We start from the raw sequence: 22,175 nt of genomic DNA, 5'->3' as shown, positions 1-22,175 counted from the left end.
CCCGCGGCGGCCGGCTCCGGCGAGGCGGCGGCGCCCGGCGACGGATCCCGGACCGCGTCATTCGGCCGTGAGAGCGACGTACTCCGCGGTGAACCCATAATTCATGTCGCCTGCCTTCACTGTGAAGTGGGACATATCGCCGATCACCTCGTGGGGGACGCCCTCGAAGTCGCTCCCTGCCCGGGCGCCGAAATCCCCGGCCTGTTCGATCCGCAGCCCTCGGACCATCCCGAATTCGAGCGACACGCGCCTTGGCGGAGCGTCCACCAGGGGCGCCGGGCGCGACCCGGACGTGCGGGATGGGGACTGTGCGACATGGGTGCGGGCCGATACGTTTTCGGCAGGACTGGGTCCACGGGTGCGCAAAGGCCCACAGGTACGCAAAGGCGAGGGTGCGGTGGCGAGGGGAATGATCATCGGCGGCCGGTACGAACTGGACCCGAACTCGCGCCGCAAAGGCGGGATGGGGGAGGTCTGGTTCGGCTACGACAAGCGGCTCGACCGGCCGATCGCGATCAAGTTCATCCGGGTGGACCGCCAACCCGACGGGAAGCCCGACGACGAGCTGACCAAGCGCTTCGTCCGTGAGTCCCGCATCACCGCGCGGCTGGAGCATCCCGGGGTGCCCGCGGTCTACGACTGCGGCACCGACGGCGACGACCTGTACCTCGTCATGCAGCTCATCAAGGGCGTTTCGCTGACCGACCTGATCGCCGAGGTGGAGGAACTGCCCGTGGGCTGGGCCGCGGCGATCGCCGCTCAGGTGTGCTCGGTGCTGGCCGTCGCCCACGCGAACTCGCTGGTGCACCGTGACCTCAAGCCCGCCAACCTCATGCTGTGCCCCGACGGGACGGTCAAGGTGCTCGACTTCGGGGTGGCCGCCGCGCTGTCCCCGTCGGCGACCAAGCTGACCGCGACCGGCGTCGTCATCGGCACGGCGGAGTACATGGCGCCCGAGCAGACGATGAGCGGCACCACGAGCCCGCAGACCGACCTCTACTCGCTCGGCGTGATCCTCCACGAACTGCTGACCGGCGAGAACCAATTCGCGGGTGGGACCCCGCTCGCCTGCATGCGCAAGCATGTGGACGAGCCGCCGCGGCCGGTGCGCGAGCTGCGGCCGGACGTCCCCGAGGGCATCGAACGGCTGATCCTCTGGCTGCTCGCCAAGCGGCCCGATGACCGTCCGTCCGATGCCACCCTGGTCTATGAGCGGCTCGTGCCGTTCTGCCGTGATTTGCCGCCCCTGCCGGGCTTCGTGGACGGCACCGCCGCGCATCCGGTGCGGATGTACGCGGCCGTCGTCGGGCGGGTGGCGGCGACGGGCTCGAAGACGCCGGCGGTGGAGACGCCCAGATCCGCATCGCCTGCCCTTCGCGGGGAGGACGTCCGGCGCGTACGGAAGGACGCCGGCGCGCTCAAGGCCGAGTCCCGCTTCCGGCAGGCGGCCGAACTGCTGGCAGAGGCCGTCCGGTCCATGGGGCCCGCGGACGACGAGGCGCTGGAACTCCGGATCGAGTTGGCCGACGTGCTGTTCCTTGGCGGGGACTACCGGCGTGCCGCGTCCGAGTTCCAGAGGCTGGCCGCCGACCTGGCCTCTCGCAGGGGTGAGGACGACCACCTCGTTCTGCGGTTCCGCCTGATGGAGGCGAACTGTCACGCCGCACTGGGCGACACGACGCTCGCGCTCGATCAGATGCGGCGGCTGCTGACGGACGAGGAGCGGTTCGGGGTCGACGAGGACCGGATCCTGGAGCTGCGACGCCGGATCGGGCTGCTGGAGCTCGGCGCCGGCGACCGTACCCGGGCGGGCCGCACGTTGCGCGACCTGCTGCCGGATCTGGAACGCCGGTACGGCTCGGGGCACCCGAACGTCAGCAGGGTCAGGGAGCTGCTCGACGGCCTCACCGCAGCTCGCTGACCCTGGATCGTTACCTGACCGCCTGAAAGTCGGGCGAGTGCGTGCCTACAGTGAAGTCGGGAAGATCGTCAAGGATTCAACAAGGGACGGACTGTTGGCCACGCTCTCTGTGCTCCTGTACCAGATCGACAACGGCACCGTGCTTCTCCCCGAGTTCCAGCGCGGATACGTGTGGAACCGGGACCAGGTCCGCGGGCTCATGCGCTCGCTCTACAAGGGATATCCGGTCGGTGGTCTGCTGCTGTGGGAGACCGAGCCCGAGATGGCCTCCGTCCGCGGTGGAAGCGCCGACGGCGGCGTACGGCTCCTGCTGCTCGACGGCCAGCAGCGGATAACGTCGCTGTACGGGATCATGCGTGGCAAGCCCCCGGCCTTCTTCGACGGCGACTCGTCGGCCTTCACCGGCCTGCGGTTCAACGTCGAGGATGAGACGTTCGAGTTCTACGGCCCGGCGAAGATGCGCGACGATCCGCGCTGGGTGGACGTCACCCGGCTGTTCGTCGAGGGACTGGAGCCGTTCATCGGCGCGTTCGCGCAGTACCCGGACAAGCTCGCCATCTACATCGCACGCCTGAACAAGCTGAAGAACCTGGAGAACCGGGAGTTCCACGAGGAGAAGATCACCGGTCCCGACAAGAACGTCGATGTCGTCGTCGACATCTTCAACCGGGTCAACTCCGGAGGAACCGCACTGTCCAAGGGTGACCTCGCGCTGGCCAAGATCTGCGCGCAGTGGGCGCCCGCCCGGCAGGTCATGCGTGACCACCTGAACCAGTGGCACGAGAAGGGCTTCGACTTCTCGCTCGACTGGCTGCTGCGCAACATCACCGCCGTCGCCACCGGCCGTGCCGTCTTCACCGCGCTCGACACCGTGACGGACACGGAGTTCGAGACCGCCCTGGTCAAGTCGGTCGGGTATGTGAACACGCTGCTCGGCGCGGTGTCCGGGCGGCTGGGGCTCGACCACGACCAGGTCCTGATGGGCCGATACGCGATCCCCGTCGTCTCCCGCCTGCTCCACCTCACCCCGGGCGGCACCTTCCTCGACAGCGCCCACCGCGACAGGGTGCTGTTCTGGTACGTGCACGCGGCGCTGTGGGGGCGCTTCGCCGGCTCCACCGAGACGATCCTCGCGCAGGACTACGACACCGTGGAACGTTCCGGAATCGACGGCCTCATCGCGTCCCTCGAACGGTGGCGCGGCGGCAACCTGGAGGTCCGGCCGCACGACTTCGAGGGCTCGACCCGGGGATCGCGGTTCTACCCGCTGCTCTACATGCTCACCCGGGTGCACGGCGCCCGCGACTTCGGTAGCGGACTGGAGCTGCACGCCGAGATGCTCGGCAAGCTGACCTCACTGCAGGTGCACCACATCTTCCCGAAGGCGCTGCTGTACAAGGCGGGCTACGACCGCGTCCACGTCAACGCCGTCGCCAACTTCTGCTTCCTGACCCAGAACACCAACCTGGCGATCGGCAAGCGGGCGCCGGAGGACTACTTCGCCGAGGCCGAGGAGAAGCACCCCGGCGTCCTCGCCTCGCAGTGGATCCCGATGGACCCCGACCTCTGGCGGGTGGACCGCTATCTCGACTTCCTCGAAGCCCGGCGCGAGCTGCTGGCCCGGGCAGCCCAGTCGTTCCTGACCGGGCTGGGCAAGGGGGCCGTCCCGCTCGCCGCCGGGGAGCTGCGTCCCGTGGCTGTCATGGCCGACGAGCAGGACGACGTACGGGCCGCGCAGATCAAGGCGATGGTCGATGAGCTGGTGCGACTGGGGTACGCCGAACCCACCCTGGACAGCGAGATCGCCGACCCCGGGAGCGGCCGTGCGCTGGCGATGGCCGAGGCGTTCTGGCCCGCGGGGTTGCAGCCGGGCCAGGGCAAGCCGGTCGTGCTCGAGCTGGACCCCGAGGTGGCGGACCTCCCGAGGCTCGAAGAGCTGGGATACGAGGTCTTCACGTCGGTCGACGCGCTGCTCGGCTACGCGGCGCGGCGCAACGAGACGGCGGCGGGGGACGAGCAGACCCAGCAGGAGCCCATCGAGTTGCCCGCCCCGGTCAGCGAACCCGTGCACGCGGAGTTCGACGCGGCGATGCGGGCTATCTACGACAGGGCGCGCAGTGAGGCCAACTACCACGCCTCCTACTTCCTGAGCATGCTGGCCGAGCACGGCAGCCTGGCGACCGCCCGCAAGCTGCTGCGCTCGCCCGCCGTGTCGGACGGGTTTGCGGCCCTGTGGGAGCGTGGCCGGCTCGACCTCACGGTCGAGGCCCTGGTCGTGCAGCAGCGGTTCGCGAAGCTGTTCACGCCCGAAGAGGTCGAGATCGCCCGGCATCGCCTCGGACAGTTCGGCTGGAACGCCGCGGTCGCATGACCCACTAGCGTTGTGGATCGTGAAGGAGCCCTCGTCGTACCTGCTGATTCTCGGTGACCGCCAGGCCATCGCCTGGGTGCTGCGCGAGCAGCGGATGGCCTTCCCGCCGACCGTACGGTCCGAGATCACGCAGGTGCGACCGGGCGACGAGCTGCTGATCTACACGACCCGCGGCGCCTATCGGAATCCGACGCGAGACAGGGGCCGGATCATCGGGCGTGCCGTGGTGACGACCGAGGTCCGACGCCTCGACCAGCCGGTGCACATCGCCGGGCGGGACTATCCGACCGGATGCGATCTACGGATCGACCGGCTGGCGCCGTGGGGGAGCGGCGTCGAGCTACAGCCGCTCGTCGCGCGGCTTGACGTGTTCCCCAACCCGGCGGCGTGGAGCATCATGCTGCGCCGGGCGCTGCTCCGGCTCCCGGCGGACGACGCCGTGCTCCTGCGGGATCTGCTGGCACCGCTGACGGGGAGTCGTGACGCCAACCTGTCCGGTTACCTCGCCCAGGATCGTCCGCCTGTTTCGCAGTCCTTCCGTCGCATCACAGAGTGACTCCCGGGGAATTGTCGATTATCGCCATCGGTAGACGCGCTGTTTTCCCGCCGTATCTCGACTCGGAGCATGATCGCGCTCGTGGGCGCAGCGGCGGTGGCGCTTGTTCCGGCCACCTCCGCCGCCGCCCGCCTGGTGAAGGACAAGACCCTCACGGAGAACCCCCCTGTACAAGGCCGGGGCGCTGCCCACCACCGCGTGCCCGGAAAAGCCCATCAAGAAGCTCGACCCGAAATCGGCGAGTGGTTACCTCAACGGCGTCCGCACCGTGGGACGACCTGCTCTTCTACATGCGTGACTGGGCGGGCAAGAACACCGGGAGCAGGAAATCGCTCACCTACTGGGCCGGTCAGGGCTTCGCGACCGGCGACCCCGGCGCCTGCAACACGTGGACCGCGCCGTCCGCCAAGGTGGCCTCAGACCCTGAATATGGCCCGATTGACGGCCAGTATGCATCCCCCCGACGACAAGGACCTCTGCATGAAGAATCCGGCCCGGATCGCCGTGACCGCGCTGACGCTCGCCGCCTCGCTCGCCGCCGTCGTTCCCGCCTCGGCGGCGTCCGACCGGCCGCTCAGCCGTACGCAACTCAAGAAGCTGCTGGTCACGACCGAGGACCTCGGCAAGGGATGGGGTGCGACGGCCACCGACCTCAAGCCGTTCGACCTGGCCGGGCTGGAGGTGGACGACGCCGCCTGCCTGACCGCCGCGCGGGCGTTCGACGCCGTGTTCGACCGAACGGGGCAGAGTGTCCTCATCTTGGGGCGGGTGTCCGGAGGCGAGCGCCTGTACACCGGCGACGCCGCCGCGCTCAAGAAGATGACCTCCGCCGCCGAGCGGGTCGCCTCGGCCTGCGACGGCGCGGGCGACAGACGCAACATGGTGAAGATCGGCAAGCGCGCGCCGGGCAGGCTGGGCCAGGCGGCCTACGCCTTCGAGGTCCAGGACTCGAACCCGATCTACGCAGGGCAGGACGCCAAGCTCTTCCACTTCGACTATGTGGTGATCCGGTACCGTTCGGCTGTCGCCGTCGTCCAGGGGATCAGCGGCCGCGCGAGCCACTGGAAGGACACCCTGAAGCTGGCCAAGAAGGCCGCCGCGAAGCTCGTCTCGGCCTACCCCAGGCACGCCTGAACGTCGGGCCGGGGAGGGAAGGGCCTCCCCGGCCGGACGTCATCTCATGGGGTCACCGGTCTGGTCGCCGCAGAGGTGGCGGTGGCCTTCGCGTAGGCCTTCGCCGACACGGTCACCCGTACGGCGACACGGGCGCCGCGGTCGTGGCCCGTGAGGTGATAGGTCCGCCCCGTGGCGCCTCTGACCGGGACGCCGTCGCGCAGCCACTGGTAGGTGACCTTCTCGGGCGACGGCGTCCACGTGCCGGGTGACGCCTTCAACGTGCGGCCGATCTTAGGGGTCCCGCTCACGGCCGGCGGCTCGGCCGAGGTGAACGTCCCCGGCGCGACCGGCGCGGTGGCCGCCGACCGTGCCGACGTGGCCGTGAAGTACGGGTCGTCGACGGTCACCTCGACGAGCACGCTCTTGCCGAGGTCCGCGACACCCGGCCGGTACGTGGACTCGGTGGCCCCGGAGACGGCCGTGCCATCGACATACCACTGGTAGGTGAAGCCCGCCACCTGCCGTGACCAGGTGCCGGAGGAGGCGGTGAGCTCGCCGCCGACCTTGGCGGACCCGCTGATCACCGGCGGCGTGGTGGTGACCACCGGCGACCGCTGCGCGTCGTGCAGGTCGACCTCGGCGGCGCGGACGAAGACCTGGCGGTGGGCGTACCAGAGTTGGTAGTAGCGGTCTTGTCCCTTGAGGTCGGTGCGGTCGCCGGGGGCTGATCCGTTGTATGTGGTCGCGCGGTAGTAGTCGGTGACGACGTCGTCGTCGCTGACGGCGTAGGTCTGTCCGACCGGGACCTTGTATTCCAGCGGCGACAGGGCCTGGACGGGGATGTTCGTGCCGGTGTAGGCGGGTGCCTCGGGGTAGGCGCGGCCGTAGACGGCGGCGGGGGTGGTCGCTCCGGTCTTCACGGTGACCGTCTTCGCCTGGGTGCGGACCACGACGGGCCGGTCGGCGGGGTTGTGCAGCCAGGCGAGGGAGCCGGCCCACCATGTGCCGAGCCAGTTGCCCTGCACCTGGGCGATGACGAGTTTGTGGCCGGAGACGACGCGGGCGCTGATGTCGCTGACGTATGTCGTGCCCGCGGCGGAGCCGGGTTTCCAGCCGGGGTCGGCGGCGAGCGGCGCGGTCTCGGACGGCGACTGGTAGAGGGGAAGGAAGTTGGTGCCCGCTCCGGGAACGCAGTCGGGGGAGTGCGGGGAGGCGGCGGCGCAGCCGGTCAGCGGCTGGGGGTTGTCCTGGTAACCGGTTCGCACCTCCACGACGTCGCCGGGCGCGACGTCGATCGTTGCCGTCCGGCCGTCCCCGATGGGGGTGCCGAGCAGGTCGAAGTAGTGGTCCCAGTCCCAGTAGGGGCCCGGGTCCCAGTGCATGCCTTGGGTGGCGCCGAGGACGGTTCCGGGTACTTGGTCGTGGCCGATGATGTGCGCCCGGTCGAGGGGGATGCCGTACTTCTGTGCGAGGTGTTTCACCAGGGCGGCGGAGGTCTGGTACATGGATTCGGTGAACCAGGTGGCGGTTCCGGCGAAGCCTTCGTGTTCGATGCCGATGGCGTGCATGTTGACGTACCAGTTGCCGGCGTGCCAGCCGACGTCCTTGGCGTCGAGGTGCTGGGCGATGTGGCCGTCGGAGGAGCGGATGGTGTAGTTCCAGGCCAGATAGGTCGGGTCCTGAGCGGACTCTACCGATGGTCCGTAGTAGCCCTCGGTGTCGTGGATGACGATGTAGTCGAGCTTCGGCCCGCCCGGCCCGGTCCGGTCGGCGATGTCGTGGTTGCCGTAGTCAGTCGTGTTGTCCGGCTCGGTGGCTGAGCCCTTTGCGTACGGTGCCTCCAGCCACTCGCAGTCGAGACCGGAGGGGCAGTCGACGCCGGTGTCGGCGGCGAGGCGCGCGGCAGGCAGGGCGACCGAGTCGTCGGCGGCGAGGGTGACCCGCTGGCCGTCGGTGGTGACGCGGCTCTCGCCGGTGCGGAGGGTCTGGTAGACCTGCCGGACGAAGTCCTGCTTCGCGCCGAACCGGGCCACCGCGTCGCGCCAGGAGCTCAGGTCGTCGCCGCCGTCGTGGTAGGACGCCAGCAGCGCCGCGCCACCGCAGATGTTGGCGTTCGGCTCCCGGCGCAGCGCGTCGGCCGTCAGACCGGTCAACTCGGCCGCCGCCGCGACCTGGCTCTTGGCACCGGTCGCTCGTCCCTTGTCCGCGCCGTCCCATGCTTCGGGCGCCCGGTCGCCGAGGTCGAACACGCCGTAGCCGCCGTCGGAGCTCGGCCTGCCCTGGTGGTCGTCCCAACGAGACAGCATGTACGCCACGGCCTTCAGCAGCGATTCCGGCACACCCGTCGCCTTGGCCGCCTCGCCGAAGGCGGCCTCGCGGGTGGGCGCCGACACCGTCGCGGCGCAGGAGACCCGCGGGCCGGCCGTGGAGGTGGAGGCCAGGACGGACGGTGCCGCGGGAAGCAGCGCCGCCGCCGCGGTGACCGCGACGACGATGCCACGATGTGGAGTTCTCAACGTTGTGCGACCCCTTCTCGAATGCCTGTGGGGGGATCAGGCCGGGGCAATCACACCTCCGTGTGCGTTCGTACGCCAGAGCGCCACGCAAATCTCGTCGAGATCGTAACTTTTCGCCAGACAGACAGAGTCAGATGAAAATCCTCGCCCGGAGCGCGCCTCCGCCAGATCTTGAGGTCGATGAGAGGAGCGTTAACATTCCGGCAATACGTCACTGACGCTGCGAGCGTGGCGGCGTCTTACGGCGGGCCGAGCCGTACGACCAGGGCCTGGCCCCGGCGCGGGCCGGGGCCTCGGGCGAGGTCGAGTTGTTCCCACGGGTCATCACCGGGGAACGGCAGCCCGTCGGAGGCCGGTGTAGCCTCAGGTGCCGAATCATCCCGCCGAGGTGTCCTCGCCGTAGTCTTGATCCACAGTTTCGTGGTGATGAACAGGTCTTCGCGCGGGATGCCGCTCGCGGCGATGGCTCGGCCCACGGCTCGCTCGTTCTGATCAGCGCCGTCGGGCCGCCGGCTGCAAGGCGGGGTTGACGAAGCTGCTGTCGGCCGGGTTGATGACCGTGCCGGGGGTGACGATCTCGTCGATGCGGTTCAGGACCACCGGGGGCAGGACCACGTCGGCCGCGGGCAGCTGCGACTCCAGGTGATCGAGCGTGCGCGGACCGATGATGACGGAGGTGACCGCGGGGTGGTTGAGCGCGAAGGCGATGGCCATCTCGATCAGCGTCATCCCGGCGTCCTCGGCCATGTGGGCGAGGGCGTCGGTCGCATCGAGCTTGCGCTGGTTGACCGGCAGGGACACGTCGAAGCGGTCGGCCAGCCGCTGCCGGGCCGGGGACGGGGTGGGTGTGTCGGCGTCCTTGCGCCGGCGTCCCGACAGCCAGCCGCCGCCGACCTGGAAGGCGGACGTGGCCAGCGCCATGGACAGGGCGCGGCCGGGTCCGGCGATGCGGACCACCTCGCCGACCAGGATCGGGTTGGTCGAGATGCCGGCGGCGCCCAGCAGCACCACCAGGATCACGGCCATCGCGCTGTTGGTCGCCCACAGGGTGATGGCGGCCAGCACAGCGGCCGTGACGGCGGTGGCGGGGATCAGCGTGGCGTAGGGCTGGCCGTCGCCGAGGCGTCCGCCGAAGGAGATGCCGGCCAGGGCGCCGACGCCGTAGCCGAGCATCGCCAGCGGCACCACCGCCGTCGCTAGCCCGGCCCGCTCGGTCAACAGCGGGGCGACGTAGCTGTAGGCAGCCATCATGCCGCCCTGCACGAGTGCGATGGCCAGGTAGACCAGCCACAGGCGGGGGTGCTTCAGCGCGCCGAGCTCACCGCGCAGGGAGCTGTCCCCGTCACCGCTGTCGGCAGGCATCTGGCGAGCGATCACGGGCGGCAAAGACGATCAGCGCGGCGATCATGGCCGAGCGGCGCGGCAGGCGCAAGGTCGCCAAGGACATCGCGGGCGCGCCGACCATCATGCCGACCGCGAAGACGGTGATCAGCAGCCCGGCGCTGGACACGCTCACATCGAGGGCGGCGGCGATCTCCGGAAGCAGCCCGGCGACGATCAGCTCACAGGTGCCCATGATGAAAGCGACACCGCCCAGCAGCCACACCACCCCGAACCCCCGCGCTGGCCACGCACATCCTGGAGGTCAGCACGCTGACCGCGGCCCTGCTGGCCACCGCCTTCGCCACCTGGATGATCTGGACGCTGGTCGACCGGACACTGCGCCCGATGGAAGCGATCCGCGCGAGAATGTCGGAGATCAGCGTCAGCGACCTGAGCTTGCGGGTGCCGGAACCGGCCTGCGACGACGAGATCGGGCAGCTGGCGCGCACGGCCAACCAGACCCTGTCACGGCTGGAGAAGACAGTGGAGCAGCAGCGGCACTTCGCCTCCATCGTCTCCCATGAACTCAAAACCCCGGTGACCGGCCTTCAGACCCAGTTCGAAGAAGCGGTGCTGTATCCAGACGACGTGGATCAGCGGAAGGTAATCCAAGCGGGGCTTGCGGCGACAGAGCGACTCCGAGCCCTGATCGACGATGTCTTGATCTTCGCCCGGATCCGTACGGCCGCTCCCGAACCTCCCGAGCCGGTCGACCTCGGCGCGCTGGTGCATGAAGTATTGATCACCACGACGCGGCCCGTGCCGGTGGGCCGGCGGGTGAAGGGCGAGGTGACGGTCCTGGGCAACCGTCTCCAACTCGCCGGAGTTCTGAACAACCTGGTCGTCAACGCCCAGCGGCATGCCGCAACCGGCGTCGAGGTCAGCGCCGAGTGCAAGGATGGCCAGGCGGTGGTCACGGTGAGCGATGACGGAGACGGCATCGCCCCAAAGGACCGCGAGCGGGTCTTCCAGCCCTTCGTTCGGCTGAAGGACGGGCAGCGCAAGGACCCCACCGGTAGCGGGCTTGGCCTCGCCATCTCCCGCGCGATCGCTGCCGCCCACCACGGGACACTGGAGATCGACGACAGTCCGCGGGGCGCACGCTTCGTCCTCCGACTGCCGCTGCTCCAGCCTGGCACCACAGACCGTCAGGCGTGACTGCGCCACTCAGGGCAGGCCGTCCCCAGGTGCGGGGGCGGGTTCGACGCCGGTCGAGTACGGCAGGTCGTATATCCGGGCGTCGTCGTGGCTGACGGGCCGATCCAGGTCGACCATGTCCGTCGGGGACTGCGCGACGTCCTGGTTCGGTGATATGCGGAGCACGGCGACAACCGGGCGGTCCTCGGCTTCGAGGAGCCGGGGCCGGAGCATCTGCCGCTGTGTCGGGTCGGTCCAGCCGCGCTGCCGGGCTTCCTCGGCGTCGAGCACGTTCGGTGAGCAGCGGCAGGCGAGCGAGGGCCGGGGTGATCGCCGGCCTGAGGCGTGACGGCGAACCGGGCCAGGGCGGCTGAGGCGGATAAGTAAGTCAAGCCTTACTTGCGTGGAAATCCTGCCGCATAGTGGAGGACCGAGTCGAGAGGATGGCTGCTGTTGCCGCAGTTCAATGAGGGTGCCGCAGGGCAGGTTGAGGTGGAGCAGGCCCACGTGGCCGCCATGTACGGGCTGCTCGATGAGCGAGTGGCGGATGTACGGGCCCAGCTGGCGGACGTGCTGAGGTCGTCGCCCGGCAGCGCCGGCGAGGCGTACGCGCGCGATGTCGCCGCAGAGCGTCTGGCGCGGCAGCTTCGCCGGCTCGAGGAGGCCGAGGAGGGGCTGGCGTTCGGCCGGATCGACGGCGCGGACGGAACCGTCCTGCACATCGGACGGCTCGGCCTGCACGTGGACGACCGGGACCTGCCGCTGCTCGTCGACTGGCGAGCGGAAGCGGCGCGGCCCTTCTACGCGGCGACGGCCGTCCACCCGATGGGGCTGCGGCGGCGCCGTCACCTGCGGGTCGAGGGCCGTGCGGTCCGCGCGGTGAGCGACGAACTGCTGGACGGATCCGCACCTGCGGTCGGCGACATAGCCGGCGACGATCCGTTGACGGAGGCGCTGGAGGCGCAGCGCACGGGGCGGATGCGTGCGGCGGTGGCGACGCTGCAAGCGGAGCAGGACGCAATCGTCCGGTCCCCCCATCGGGGGGTGACGGTGGTGCAGGGCGGCCCCGGCACGGGCAAGACCGTCGTCGCGCTGCACCGGGCGGCCTATGTCCTCTACGCGTTTCCGCGCGCCGCCGAGCGTGGCGTCCTGGTGCTCGGGCCGAACGCGCGGTTTCTCGACTACGTCTCCCAGGTGCTCCCCTCGCTGGGGGAGAACGACGTGGTCCTGGCGACGTGCGGTGAGCTGGCCGGGGTGGTGCCCGCAGCCGTGGAGCCGTCCGATGTCGCGCGGCTCAAGGGGAGTTCCGCGCTGGCCGAGGCGCTGGCGGGCCTGGTGCGCTCCCGGCAGGCACCGCCGGACGGCGGGTTCGCGGTGCGTGTGGGGCAGGAGTGGGTCCGTCTGAGGAGCGCGGATGTCGCGGCGGCGAGGGAGGCCGCGGTGACGAGCGACCTGGCGCACAACCGCGCGCGAGAGGTGTTCAAGGAGCACCTGATCGGCGCGGTCACGGGCGCGCTGGAGCGCGGCGCCGTCGAGGTCCTCGAGAACATCGACGCAGAGATCGCTGAGAGCACAGGACTGGACCTCGATGCCGCGGCCGAGGCCGACCTGCGGGCTCTCGGCTTCGATGGCGGCGCGCCGGCCGCGGACCCTGCCGAGGTGTTCGATGCAGCCGCCCTCCGTGCGAACCTCATGGGCGACGCCCACGTCGACCGTGCGGTGGAGTCCCTCTGGCCGCGGCTGACGCCCGAAGCGGTCGTACGGGCCTTGCTGACGGACGCGCACACGATGGCCACGCATCTGCCGTCGCTGACCAGTGACGAACGTTCCCGGTTGCTGCGTTCTCCGGACGCCCCGTGGACCGATGCCGACGTACCGCTGTTGGACGAGGCGGCGAACCTGGTGGACGGGCCGCCGGAGCGGACGTTCGGGCACGTCGTCGTGGACGAGGCCCAAGAGCTGACCGCCATGCAGTGGCGAATGGTGATGCGCCGGTGTCCGGCCAGGTCGATGACGCTGGTGGGCGACTTCGCCCAGGCGGGCCCCGCGACGGCAGCGAGCGACTGGTCGCAGGCACTGGGCCCGCATCTTGGCAGCCGGTTCGCTCTGCACACCCTGACCGTCAGTTACCGCACGACCCAGGAGATCCTGGCGACCACCCACGACCTGCTCGCGCGGATCGCCCCCGGTCAGACGCCAAGCCGGTCGATCCGCCATGGCGACCCTCCCCGCAGGCTCACCGCAGGTCCGCAGACACTCGCCACCACCGTGGCCGAGGAACTCCGGGCTCAGGCCGCAGCGCACCCGGGCGAACTGCTGGCCGTGATCTGCGCGGATGCCCGGGTCAAGGACATGGCATCCGCTGGCATCGCACAGTGGGCGCGCCTCGTGCCGGCTTCCGAGGCCCGTGGCCTGGAGTTCGACGCAAGCGTCGTCGTCGGCCCGGAGGAGATCGCCGCGGCCCGCCCCAGCGGCGAGCGTGACCTGTATGTCGCCCTCACGCGTGCCACCAAGAGGCTGTATACGATCGCCATCCACCCCGCGCCACAGCATGCCTCATAACACCCCACTGATGGGCAGTCGCGACGTTCGCCGTCGCCAACGCCCCTGATCGACACCCAGGCCCGGATCGGGTTCGCTCCGGCGGTGGGCGGCGGGCTGGTCGCCGCGATCGACGGGATGCGATTCGTGGTGCCGGTCCCGTCAGTCTGCACTCGCCCCGACGCAACAGTTCGCGCATGTCCGAGCCGCCACGCGCCGACCCACGACACCGATTGTCGTAAGCCGGCGCGTGGTCTTCACCGGCTACCGATGGACGGCGAAAGACGATGGCCGGCAGGCTCGCTGCTACAGGTCGAGCTGCAGTGTGATCATCTTGCGGGTCGGCAGGTAGCCGAGCGCGTCATTGATGGCGCGCATGTGGCGGTTGCTGTCGGCGGTGTCGGTCAGCAGACCTTCCAGGTCCGGGTAGCGCTCGCGCGCCTGCCGGATGGCCTCGGCTTTCATCCAGCGGGCCAGGCCGTGCCCGCGATGTTCGGGAAGCACGCCGGTGCCATAGTGCTGGGCATCGCCCTTGCCGTCTGCCGGGACGACCAACTCGGTGAATCCCGCGATGGAATGGTCTGACTCGGCGATGGCGGCGACGGTGTGGAGGTGGTCGCCGCGCTTCTCGATTGCCAGCGCAGCGTCTCGTACGCGGTCGACGTCCCAGCTCACGGTGCCGTAGTCGGTGTCGTCCATGGGCATGTCGTCCATGGCGCGGCGGGACACCGCGAACGTCTCGGCCAACGCACCGGGCACGACGCCGTCCCACGCGACCAGCCGGTAGCCGGGATGCGGGCTGTGCACGATCTTCCTGAGATCGTCGAGGTTTGTCTGCGCCAGCGGCAACCGGGCATAGGTCAGGGTCAGGACCTTGCGGAAGCCACGCGCTGACAGGAAGACCTCTCCCGGCGAACCGGGCTCTGTGTGCGCGATGACGCAGCGCCGGCCCTCTTCGCGGACTGCGGCCAGCGCGGCGGTCAGCAGGAGAGAACCGACGCCACTACGCTGCTCGGCCGGGTGGACGTGGAGATCGAGCTCGGCCAGGTGATCCTGGCCCGTTTTGGTGAACAGGCGAAGGAAAGCCGATCCGGCGGGAACGCCGGCCGGCAGGCTGGCGAGCCAGGCAAGGCGCCGGCTGGACGGCGTGGGCTGTGGGTCAATCAAAGGGATGATGCGAATCGACACGATGTCTCCGGCTTGAGGAGGTTGATCAGAGCAGAGCTGCGGCTTCGCTGCTGAACGGTCCTGCGCATCTGCTGCACACCTCCTTGGAGAACGGCCTCGACATCGGACGTGATCAAGACTGTAGCGGCCCGCCGGGTCGCTCACCACTCCGACCCGGTACAGAGGGGCGATGGGCTGGTCGCCGTCGCCACCTCGACGGTCTCGCCCACTCAGGCTGCGGCATCCCCGTGAGGCCTGGACGCCAAAGCGAGGATGTGGGGGACTGCCTCGCGGAGATTGACGAAGTGGCGATGCACCCCCTCCACCGCGACAGCGGCGTTCACGCCCCACACCGTCATCCCGGCCCGCAGCCCGGACTGCACCCCGGACGGGGCGTCCTCGACGACCAGGCACTCTCCCGGCTCGGCACCCAGCCGCGCGGCGGCCCGCAGATAAGGGACGGGAGAGGGCTTGCCCTCCTCGACAGCGACCGCGTCCACGATCACGCCCGGCACCGGCAAGCCCGTCCGCAGGAATCGGCCGCGCACCCGGTGCTCGTAGTTCGAGGTCACCAGCGCCCACGTCCCCGGCGGCAGGCCATGCAGCAGCTCCGACGCGCCGTCGAAGGCCGCATAGCTGCCGGACCGGACATCCTCGTCCTCCAGTTCGTGCAGCACGGCCAGGCATTCACGCGGATCGCGGTCCGGAGCGACTTGGGCGAACGTCTCCATCGGCCGCGTCCGCAGAGCCAGCCGGTAGACCTCGTCCGCATCCAGCCCGTACCGCTCCGCCCAAGTACCCCAGACCCGGCGCTGGTTGCTCAACGCGTCGATCAACGTGCCGTCGACATCGAACAGGACGTACTTCATGCGGCCCGGCCGCGCAGGTGCACTGGTCACGCCTCGATCATGACAGTCGGCGAGCGGGCAATCGTTCGAGCGGTTGCGGGGTGTGCCGGAGGGATTCCCGCCGGTCGGGCAGCGGTACGTCCTGGACCAACTGCCGGAGGTTCCGGCCGGCTGTTTTGGAAGGTCACCTCAAGTCGCAGCACAGCCCGGAAGTGACGCCCTGGCCGCCCCGCCTCAGACGGCGGGGCGGCGCCTGCGTCTCCCGAGAGCGTCTCAGGGGAGCGGGACCGCGCTCGACTCGCGGACGACGAGGTGGCAGGGCAGGGCATGCAGGCCGGGGGAGGGGGAGCCGTTGATGGCGGCCAGGAGCATCTCGGCCGCGGAGCGGCCCAGCCCTTCGAGGTTCATGTCGACGCTCGTCAGCGGCGGCTGGCAGCCCTCGGTCATGACGTCCCAGTTGTCGAAACCGACGAGGGCGACGTCCTGGGGGACCCGGCGGCCCGCGGCGCGCAGCGCGTCGCACACGCCCCGGGCGATCTGGTCGCTGCCGCAGAAGACCGCGTCGAACTCCGTCCGCCCGGCCAGCAGGATGGCCACGGCCTGGCGTCCCCACGCCTCGCTCCAGCCGCCGAACAGCGGCGGCGCGGCCGGTTCGAGCCCCTCCTCCGCCAGTCGCTCCAGCGCCGCCGCCGCGCGGACCCGGGCGGAGTTGTGATGCTCGGGCCCGGTGACGTGCGCGATCCGGGTGCGGCCGACGGCCAGCAGGTGCTCGACCGCCTTGCGGGCGCCGCCCGCCTCATCCGGGACCACCGAGCAGTCACCGGGGTCGGCCGAGCTGATGAAGGCGTACACCACCGGCACGGGCAGGTCCGCGGCGATGGGCGCGCGTGCCTCGGTCCGCCGGCCGGTCACGATGATCCCGTCGACCCGGCGGCTGAGGAGCGTCCTGACGTAGTACTGCTCGCGGATCGGGTCGTCCCGCCCGTCGCAGAGGAAGACCGACATCTCCCCGGCGCCCAGCGCGTCCTCCGCGCCGATCAGGACGGGGATGCTGAACCGGCCGATGGTGTCCGTCGTGATCATCCCGACCGTGTAGGTGCGGCCCGAGTGCAGGCTGCGGGCACCGGCGTTCGCCTCGAAGCTGAGCTGTCGTGCGGCCTCCCGGACGCGCATGCGGGTCTCCTCCCGCAGCGATCCGCGTCCGTTGAGCGCTTTGGAGGCCGTGCCCACCGACACCCCGGCCAGTGCCGCGACGTCGGCGATCGTGGCGTGACGCTCCAGTTTTCCCACGTTTCCTCCACTTTCCGATGGCGTTGCCTGCATCCACTGTATCGCCGGACGGTTGCGGCGCCGGTGCTCCCCGGTAACACAGGGGAAACCTGCTATTGACGCCCCAGGAGGGCGTTGATAGCTTTCCGGCAACCGTTTTCCTAATTTTCCTTCTGAAGGACGTCCCGGCGGAATCTCGCACGGTCCCGCGTCACGACACGAGAGATCAGGAATGACCCAGCAGAAGCTGTCAGACACCGTCCCGGCCGCGCCCGGCCTCCAGGAGGTGGCCGGCCCCGTAGCCCCGACCCCCGCGGCCCTGTCCGCGCTGCGGCCGCTCGGCCTCGGCCAGGCCCGGTTACGGGCGGAGGGCCTGCTCGGGCAGTGGCGGCGACGCAACGCCGAGGACACGCTGCCGCACTGCGTGGACAACCTCCACGGCAGCGGCAACATCGGCAACCTCCGCGCCGCCGCGGGGGAGTCCGAGGACGAGTTCGCCGGCATGTGGTTCGCCGACTCCGACGTCCACAAGACGCTGGAGGCGGCGGCGTGGCAGCTCGCGACCTCGCCCGAGGACGACGGCCTGCGGTCGTTCGTGGACGACACGACCGCGCTGCTCGCCCGCGCCCAGCAGGCGGACGGCTACCTCAACTCCTACTTCACCGTCGTCGCGCCGCAGGAGCGGTGGGCCAAGCCCGACTGGAGCCACGAGCTGTACTGCGCGGGCCACCTTTTCCAGGCGGCGGTGGCCGCGGCCCGCACCGGAGTGAGCCCCGACCTGCTGTCCGTCGCCCGGCGGTTCGCCGACCTGCTGGTCGAACGGTTCGGCCCGGACGGAGTGGAGGAGGTCTGCGGGCACCCCGAGGTCGAGACCGCTCTCGCCGAGCTGTACCGGCTGACCGGTCACCGGCCCTACCTGGACCTCGCCCAGCGCTTCCTCGACCTGCGCGGGCGCGGCCTGCTCGGCCACGGCCGGTTCGGTCCCCGCTACTACCAGGACCACCAGCCCGTACGCGAGGTGCGGGAGGTCACCGGGCACGCCGTGCGCCAGTTGTACCTGCTGGCCGGGATGGTGGACGTGGCCGTGGAGACCGGCGACCTGGCGCTGCTCGACGCGGCGGAGCGGCTGTGGGCCGACGCCTTCCGCTCGCGGACCTATGTCACCGGCGCCCACGGCTCGCGCCACCGGGAGGAGGCGTACGGCGACCCGTACGAGCTGCCGTCCGACCGGGCCTACGGCGAGACGTGCGCGGCGATCGCGAGCTTCCAGTGGAACTGGCGGCTGCTGCTGGCGACCGGCCGGGCCCGCTACGCCGACGAGATGGAGCGGGTGCTGTACAACGCGGTCGCCGCCGCCGTGTCGTCCGACGGCAGGCACTTCTTCTACTCCAACCCCCTGCACCTGCGTACGGGGCACGCGAGCTCGGGCGAGGAGGCGGCGTCGCGCCGGCTGCCCTGGTACTCGTGCGCCTGCTGCCCGCCGAACATCGCCCGGCTCATGGCCTCATTGCCGGGCTACCTGGCGACGGCCGACGACGGCGGCCTGCAGATCCACCTGTACGGCGACGCCTCCCTCACCGCCCCCGGGGGGCGCCGCGTGGAGATGCGCACGGCCTACCCCTGGCGGGGCCGCGTCGAACTGGAGGTCGCCGAAGCCGGAGGGGACGGTCAGGCGTGGACGCTCGCGCTGCGCGTGCCGGCCTGGTGCGACACCTACACGGTGAGCGTCGGCGGCGAACCGGTGCGGGTGCCCGCGCGGGACGGCTACGTGCGGCTCACCCGCGTCTGGACGCCGGGCACGACCGTGGTCCTCGACCTCGACATGCCCGTCCGGCAGGTGACCGCCCATCCGCGGGTCGACGCGGTGCGCGGATGCGTCGCCCTGACGCGCGGCCCGCTCGTGTACTGCCTGGAGCAGGTCGACCTGCCGCCCGGCACGGTCCTGGAGGACGTGCGGCTGGATCCTGCCGCTCCGGTCACACCGGGTCACCGGGAGGACCTGCCGGACATCCCGGTCATTATCACCGCCGGTGGGCTGGTCGCCCACGCCGGCGACTCGCTGTACACCGCCGGAGCCAGGCGGGAGCGGACGGACACGCCGCTCACGCTCACGGCGGTGCCGTACTTCCTGTGGGGCAACCGGAGCGAGGGCCCGATGCGGGTCTGGATCCCGGTCGCCGCCGCCGGATGACCGGGGCGGGCCGGACCCGTAGGGGTTCGGCCCGCCCGCATGGGGACCGTCCACGGCGTCCGCCGGCTCGGGGAGGGACGGTCCCGCTCCACCTCCTGCTCTCCCCCCACCTGAGCCAGAAAGAGCGAGGTAGTTCATGCGCAGACCCCGAAGCGCGGCCCTGCTGTCCGCGCTGGCCGTGTCACTGACCACGGCGCTCGCCCCACTGAGCCCCGCCGAGGCGGCGGGCGCCACCCTCACGGTGAACGTCGCCCAGCCCTTCCGGCCCGTCACCCACGTCGCCGCCGGCGGCCTGTACGGCCTGGCGGAAAACAGCCGCCCGGCCGACTCCACGCTGCTGCCGCTGAAGCTCAACTCGCTGACGCAGCCCGCCCCCGGCGTGGGGCAGAAGCCCAACGGTCAGCCCCCCGGAGGCGACTCGCTGCTCGTGGCCCCGCAGGCCACCCGGGTCGGGGCCGGGGAGTTCATCCGGATGCCGGACATCTACCCGGACTTTCCGTACAAGTGGGTGAGCTGGAACGACTGGCTGGCCAAGGTGAACACGATGGTCGGCGCCCGCCTCAACGCGACCACGGTGACCAACGTCATCGGCTGGGAGCTGTGGAACGAGCCGGACTGGACGTGGAACACCTCCGCCGCCGGGTCCTTCAACGACGGCTGGACGCGCACCTACCGCGCCGTGCGGGCACTGGACACCACGACGCCGATCGTCGGCCCGAGCACCTCCTACTACAGCCGCTCCTGGTTGTCGTCCTTCCTGAGCAGCGCCAAGGCCGCGGGCGCGCTGCCCGACATCATCTGCTGGCACGAGTTGGGCGACCCCACCGCCATCGCCGCGCACATCGCCGACTACCGCGCCCTGGAAAGCTCGCTCGGCATCAGTCCCCGGCGCATCGCGATCAACGAGTACGCCGCGACGAGCGAGGTGGACGTCCCCGGCCGGATCGCCAGCTACGTGGCCAAGTTCGAGCGCGGCGGCGTCGAGATGGCGCACCGGGCGTTCTGGTACGAATACGGCACCATGAACGGGCTTGTCGTCAACAACAGCCAGCCCACCGGCACCTGGTGGCTGTACAAGTGGTACGGCGACATGGCCGGCCGCATGGTGACCACCATCCCGGCCAGCCAGACCGGGCTGGACGGCTTCGCCTCCTACGACTCCACGCGCAAGATCGTCAACGTGGTCTTCGGCAACGAGTCGGGCACCAACACGGTCCGCGTCACGGGCATCGGCGCGCTGGGCTCCTCGGTCCGGGTGACCCTGCAGTCGACCCCCGCGAACGGCCGGTTCACCGCCGTGACCGCGCCCACGACCATCTCCACGAGCACGTACGCCGTGAGCAACGGGGAGATCAGCGTGTCGGTGCCGAACATGTCGGCGACGAGCGCCTACAACCTGGTGGTCCAGCCGGTCGGCGGCGTGCCGTCCTACCAGCAGCGTTACGAGGCGGAGAACGCGTCCGTCTTCCGCGCCCAGCGGCTGACGAGCTCCAGCGCGTCCGAGGGCGGCTACGTCGGGCGCATCGACAACAACACGAGCACGCACGGCACGGACAGCTACGTCGACTTCGTGGTGAACGTGCCCACGGCCCGGACGTACACGATGACCATCGGCTACGCCAACGCCACCGGGGCCACCGCCACGCAGGGGCTGGCGTACAACGGCGGCGCCTGGACGACGGTCAGCTATCCGCCCACGGCCGCCTGGGGCCAGTTCGGCGCCACGGTCAGCACGAGCGTGAACCTGCAGGCGGGCTACAACGTGATCCGCCTGGCCAAGGGGTCCCCCTACTTCGCCGGCGGCACCGGCTACGCCGAGCTGGACTACATCCAGCTCACCTGAGCCGCGCCGGTTCCAATGAAAGGAAACAACGACATGGATAGCCTCGACAGGGGCCGGCGCGCCGCCGGTCTGGGCCTGGTGGTCCTCGCCATCGCGGGCGGCCTCACCGCGTGCTCCGGCTCGTCAGGCGGCGACGGCGGTGGCGCCTCGGCGGGCGCGGGCCAGGCCGCCGGGGGCGGGACCTACACGATCTGGGACCCCTACCCGCAGTTCGACGACTCGTCCGAGTGGGTGAAGCTGCTCACGCAGTGCGGGACGCAGGCCGGGGTGACCGTCAAGCGGACCGGCTACGACACCACCGACCTGACGAACAAGGCGCTGCTGGCGGCGCAGCAGGGCAACTCGCCGGACGTGCTGATCGTGGACAACCCGGTGGTCTCGACGCTGGCCGAGGCCGGCGTGCTGACGACGACCGAGGAGAACAAACTCGACGTCTCGTCGATCGCGCCGAACCTGCTCGCGGCGGGCCAGCTCGGCGGCAAGACGTACGGAGTGCCGATCGGGGCCAACACGCTCGCCCTGTACTACAACAAGGAGGTCCTGAAGAAGGCCGGGGTGGACGCGGCCGGCATCAAGGACTGGGCGTCGCTGACCGCGGCGCTGGAGAAGGTGAAGGCGGCGGGCAAGAAGGGCATCACGTTCTCCGCCATCGGCACCGAGGAGGGCAGCTTCCAGTTCCTGCCCTGGTTCTGGGGCTCCGGCGCGAACCTCACGAAGCTCGACTCCCCGGAGGGCGTGGCGGCGCTGTCGCTCTGGACCGACTGGGTGAAGAAGGGCTACGCGCCCACCTCGGTCATCAACAACACCCAGACCACGAGCTGGCAGGAGTTCGCGACCGGTGACTTCGCGTTCGGCGAGAACGGCACCTGGCAGCTCGCCAACGCCAAGAAGACCGGCTTCGACTACGGCATCATCCCGATCCCCGGCAAGGACGGCGGCACCGCCCCCGCCCCGACCGGCGGCGAGTTCGTCACCATCCCCGTGCAGAAGGACGCCGCCCGCTACGTCGCGTCGCAGAAGCTGGTGACGTGCCTGGCGAGCACCGGCAACTCCTACACCACCGACACCACGCTGTCGTACATCGCGCCGACCGAGGAGGTGCAGACCAAGCAGGTCGAGCAGAACGCCGAACTGAAGGTGTGGGTGGAGGCGGTCAAGGCGGCCAAGGGCCGCACCAGCGACAACCTCGGCACGAAATACCCGAAGATCTCCGAGCCCATGTGGAAGGCGATGCAGGCCGCGCTGAGCGGGTCGCAGCCGCCGCAGGAGGCGCTGGCGGCCGCCCAGGCGACGGCGGCGAGCGCCGTCCAGTAGCG

Annotated in this window: 17 protein-coding genes; 9 read left to right on the top strand and 8 right to left on the bottom strand. The window is 70.3% G+C overall.

What is annotated here, in order from left to right; genetic code table 11:
• Positions 1-57 precede the first annotated feature (57 nt).
• Positions 58-246, bottom strand: a complete 189-nt coding sequence (locus tag IL992_RS22235) for a hypothetical protein (RefSeq protein WP_193205275.1) — start codon at positions 244-246, stop codon at positions 58-60.
• 151 nt (positions 247-397) lie between these two features.
• Between IL992_RS22235 and IL992_RS22230 the strand changes: the two genes are divergently transcribed.
• From IL992_RS22230 to IL992_RS22215, 4 genes are all read left to right on the top strand, one after another.
• Positions 398-1,921 carry a serine/threonine-protein kinase gene (locus IL992_RS22230; protein WP_319018726.1) on the top strand — a complete coding sequence of 508 codons (1,524 nt, stop codon included), beginning with the start codon at positions 398-400 and terminating at the stop codon, positions 1,919-1,921.
• Positions 1,922-2,015: 94 nt separating this feature from the next.
• Positions 2,016-4,292, top strand: a complete 2,277-nt coding sequence (locus IL992_RS22225; RefSeq protein ID WP_193205274.1) for a GmrSD restriction endonuclease domain-containing protein — start codon at positions 2,016-2,018, stop codon at positions 4,290-4,292.
• A 19-nt stretch (positions 4,293-4,311) separates the two neighbouring features.
• On the top strand, positions 4,312-4,848 hold the full coding sequence (locus tag IL992_RS22220; protein WP_193205273.1) for a hypothetical protein: 537 nt from the start codon (positions 4,312-4,314) through the stop codon (positions 4,846-4,848).
• 480 nt (positions 4,849-5,328) lie between these two features.
• Complete coding sequence (locus IL992_RS22215) at positions 5,329-5,982, top strand: hypothetical protein (protein ID WP_193205272.1); 654 nt, start codon at positions 5,329-5,331, stop codon at positions 5,980-5,982.
• A 44-nt stretch (positions 5,983-6,026) separates the two neighbouring features.
• Here IL992_RS22215 and IL992_RS22210 read toward each other — a convergent pair whose 3' ends face one another.
• The 3 genes from IL992_RS22210 to IL992_RS22200 all read right to left on the bottom strand — a co-directional run bounded on the left by IL992_RS22210 (position 6,027) and on the right by IL992_RS22200 (position 10,086).
• Positions 6,027-8,480, bottom strand: coding sequence for an N-acetylmuramoyl-L-alanine amidase (locus IL992_RS22210; RefSeq protein WP_226873521.1), 2,454 nt, complete (start codon positions 8,478-8,480; stop codon positions 6,027-6,029).
• A 492-nt stretch (positions 8,481-8,972) separates the two neighbouring features.
• Positions 8,973-9,842 (bottom strand): aldo/keto reductase, encoded by an 870-nt coding sequence (locus IL992_RS46400; protein ID WP_226873520.1) that lies wholly within the window; start codon positions 9,840-9,842, stop codon positions 8,973-8,975.
• Positions 9,823-10,086: an MFS transporter gene (locus tag IL992_RS22200; RefSeq protein WP_226873519.1), complete on the bottom strand. Its 264-nt coding sequence runs from the start codon at positions 10,084-10,086 to the stop codon at positions 9,823-9,825. The genes IL992_RS46400 and IL992_RS22200 overlap by 20 nt, the downstream gene beginning before the upstream one ends.
• An 86-nt stretch (positions 10,087-10,172) precedes the next feature.
• Between IL992_RS22200 and IL992_RS22195 the strand changes: the two genes are divergently transcribed.
• Positions 10,173-11,021, top strand: coding sequence for a sensor histidine kinase (locus IL992_RS22195; protein WP_193205270.1), 849 nt, complete (start codon positions 10,173-10,175; stop codon positions 11,019-11,021).
• Positions 11,022-11,030: 9 nt separating this feature from the next.
• Here IL992_RS22195 and IL992_RS22190 read toward each other — a convergent pair whose 3' ends face one another.
• The gene (locus IL992_RS22190) at positions 11,031-11,291 is read right to left on the bottom strand and encodes a hypothetical protein (RefSeq protein WP_193205269.1); all 261 of its coding nucleotides are present in this window, start codon (positions 11,289-11,291) and stop codon (positions 11,031-11,033) included.
• Positions 11,292-11,453: 162 nt separating this feature from the next.
• Here IL992_RS22190 and IL992_RS22185 point away from each other — a divergent pair, with 162 nt between their 5' ends.
• Complete coding sequence (locus tag IL992_RS22185) at positions 11,454-13,562, top strand: HelD family protein (protein ID WP_226873518.1); 2,109 nt, start codon at positions 11,454-11,456, stop codon at positions 13,560-13,562.
• A gap of 285 nt (positions 13,563-13,847) precedes the next feature.
• Here the strand turns inward: IL992_RS22185 and IL992_RS22180 are convergent, their stop codons facing one another.
• The 3 genes from IL992_RS22180 to IL992_RS22170 all read right to left on the bottom strand — a co-directional run bounded on the left by IL992_RS22180 (position 13,848) and on the right by IL992_RS22170 (position 16,846).
• The gene (locus IL992_RS22180) at positions 13,848-14,729 is read right to left on the bottom strand and encodes a GNAT family N-acetyltransferase (protein ID WP_193205268.1); all 882 of its coding nucleotides are present in this window, start codon (positions 14,727-14,729) and stop codon (positions 13,848-13,850) included.
• 209 nt (positions 14,730-14,938) lie between these two features.
• A complete protein-coding gene (locus IL992_RS22175) occupies positions 14,939-15,607 on the bottom strand; it encodes an HAD family hydrolase (RefSeq protein ID WP_319018725.1) in 669 nt (222 codons plus the stop codon).
• A gap of 222 nt (positions 15,608-15,829) precedes the next feature.
• On the bottom strand, positions 15,830-16,846 hold the full coding sequence (locus IL992_RS22170; protein WP_319018724.1) for a LacI family DNA-binding transcriptional regulator: 1,017 nt from the start codon (positions 16,844-16,846) through the stop codon (positions 15,830-15,832).
• A 211-nt stretch (positions 16,847-17,057) separates the two neighbouring features.
• Between IL992_RS22170 and IL992_RS22165 the strand changes: the two genes are divergently transcribed.
• From IL992_RS22165 to IL992_RS22155, 3 genes are all read left to right on the top strand, one after another.
• Entirely contained in the window at positions 17,058-19,016 is a 1,959-nt protein-coding gene (locus IL992_RS22165; protein ID WP_193205266.1) for a glycoside hydrolase family 127 protein, read from the top strand.
• A gap of 136 nt (positions 19,017-19,152) precedes the next feature.
• A complete protein-coding gene (locus tag IL992_RS22160) occupies positions 19,153-20,859 on the top strand; it encodes a carbohydrate-binding protein (RefSeq protein WP_193205265.1) in 1,707 nt (568 codons plus the stop codon).
• A 33-nt stretch (positions 20,860-20,892) separates the two neighbouring features.
• On the top strand, positions 20,893-22,173 hold the full coding sequence (locus IL992_RS22155; RefSeq protein WP_193205264.1) for a sugar ABC transporter substrate-binding protein: 1,281 nt from the start codon (positions 20,893-20,895) through the stop codon (positions 22,171-22,173).
• Positions 22,174-22,175: the final 2 nt, after the last annotated feature.

Origin of the sequence: Microbispora sitophila (assembly GCF_014892245.1) — a bacterium.
GTDB lineage: Bacteria > Actinomycetota > Actinomycetes > Streptosporangiales > Streptosporangiaceae > Microbispora > Microbispora siamensis.
The sequence above is the reverse complement of the archived record's forward strand: the minus strand, read 5'-3'. Positions and strand labels throughout refer to the sequence as shown.

Excerpts from the sequence above, each read along its gene's own strand:
- IL992_RS46400 (WP_226873520.1), bottom strand. The coding sequence starts at position 9,842 with ATGCCTGCCGACAGCGGTGACGGGGACAGCTCCCTGCGCGGTGAGCTC.
- IL992_RS22155 (WP_193205264.1), top strand. The coding sequence starts at position 20,893 with ATGGATAGCCTCGACAGGGGCCGGCGCGCCGCCGGTCTGGGCCTGGTG.
- IL992_RS22160 (WP_193205265.1), top strand. The coding sequence starts at position 19,153 with ATGCGCAGACCCCGAAGCGCGGCCCTGCTGTCCGCGCTGGCCGTGTCA.
- IL992_RS22215 (WP_193205272.1), top strand. The coding sequence starts at position 5,329 with ATGAAGAATCCGGCCCGGATCGCCGTGACCGCGCTGACGCTCGCCGCC.
- IL992_RS22165 (WP_193205266.1), top strand. The coding sequence starts at position 17,058 with ATGACCCAGCAGAAGCTGTCAGACACCGTCCCGGCCGCGCCCGGCCTC.
- IL992_RS22195 (WP_193205270.1), top strand. The coding sequence starts at position 10,173 with ATGATCTGGACGCTGGTCGACCGGACACTGCGCCCGATGGAAGCGATC.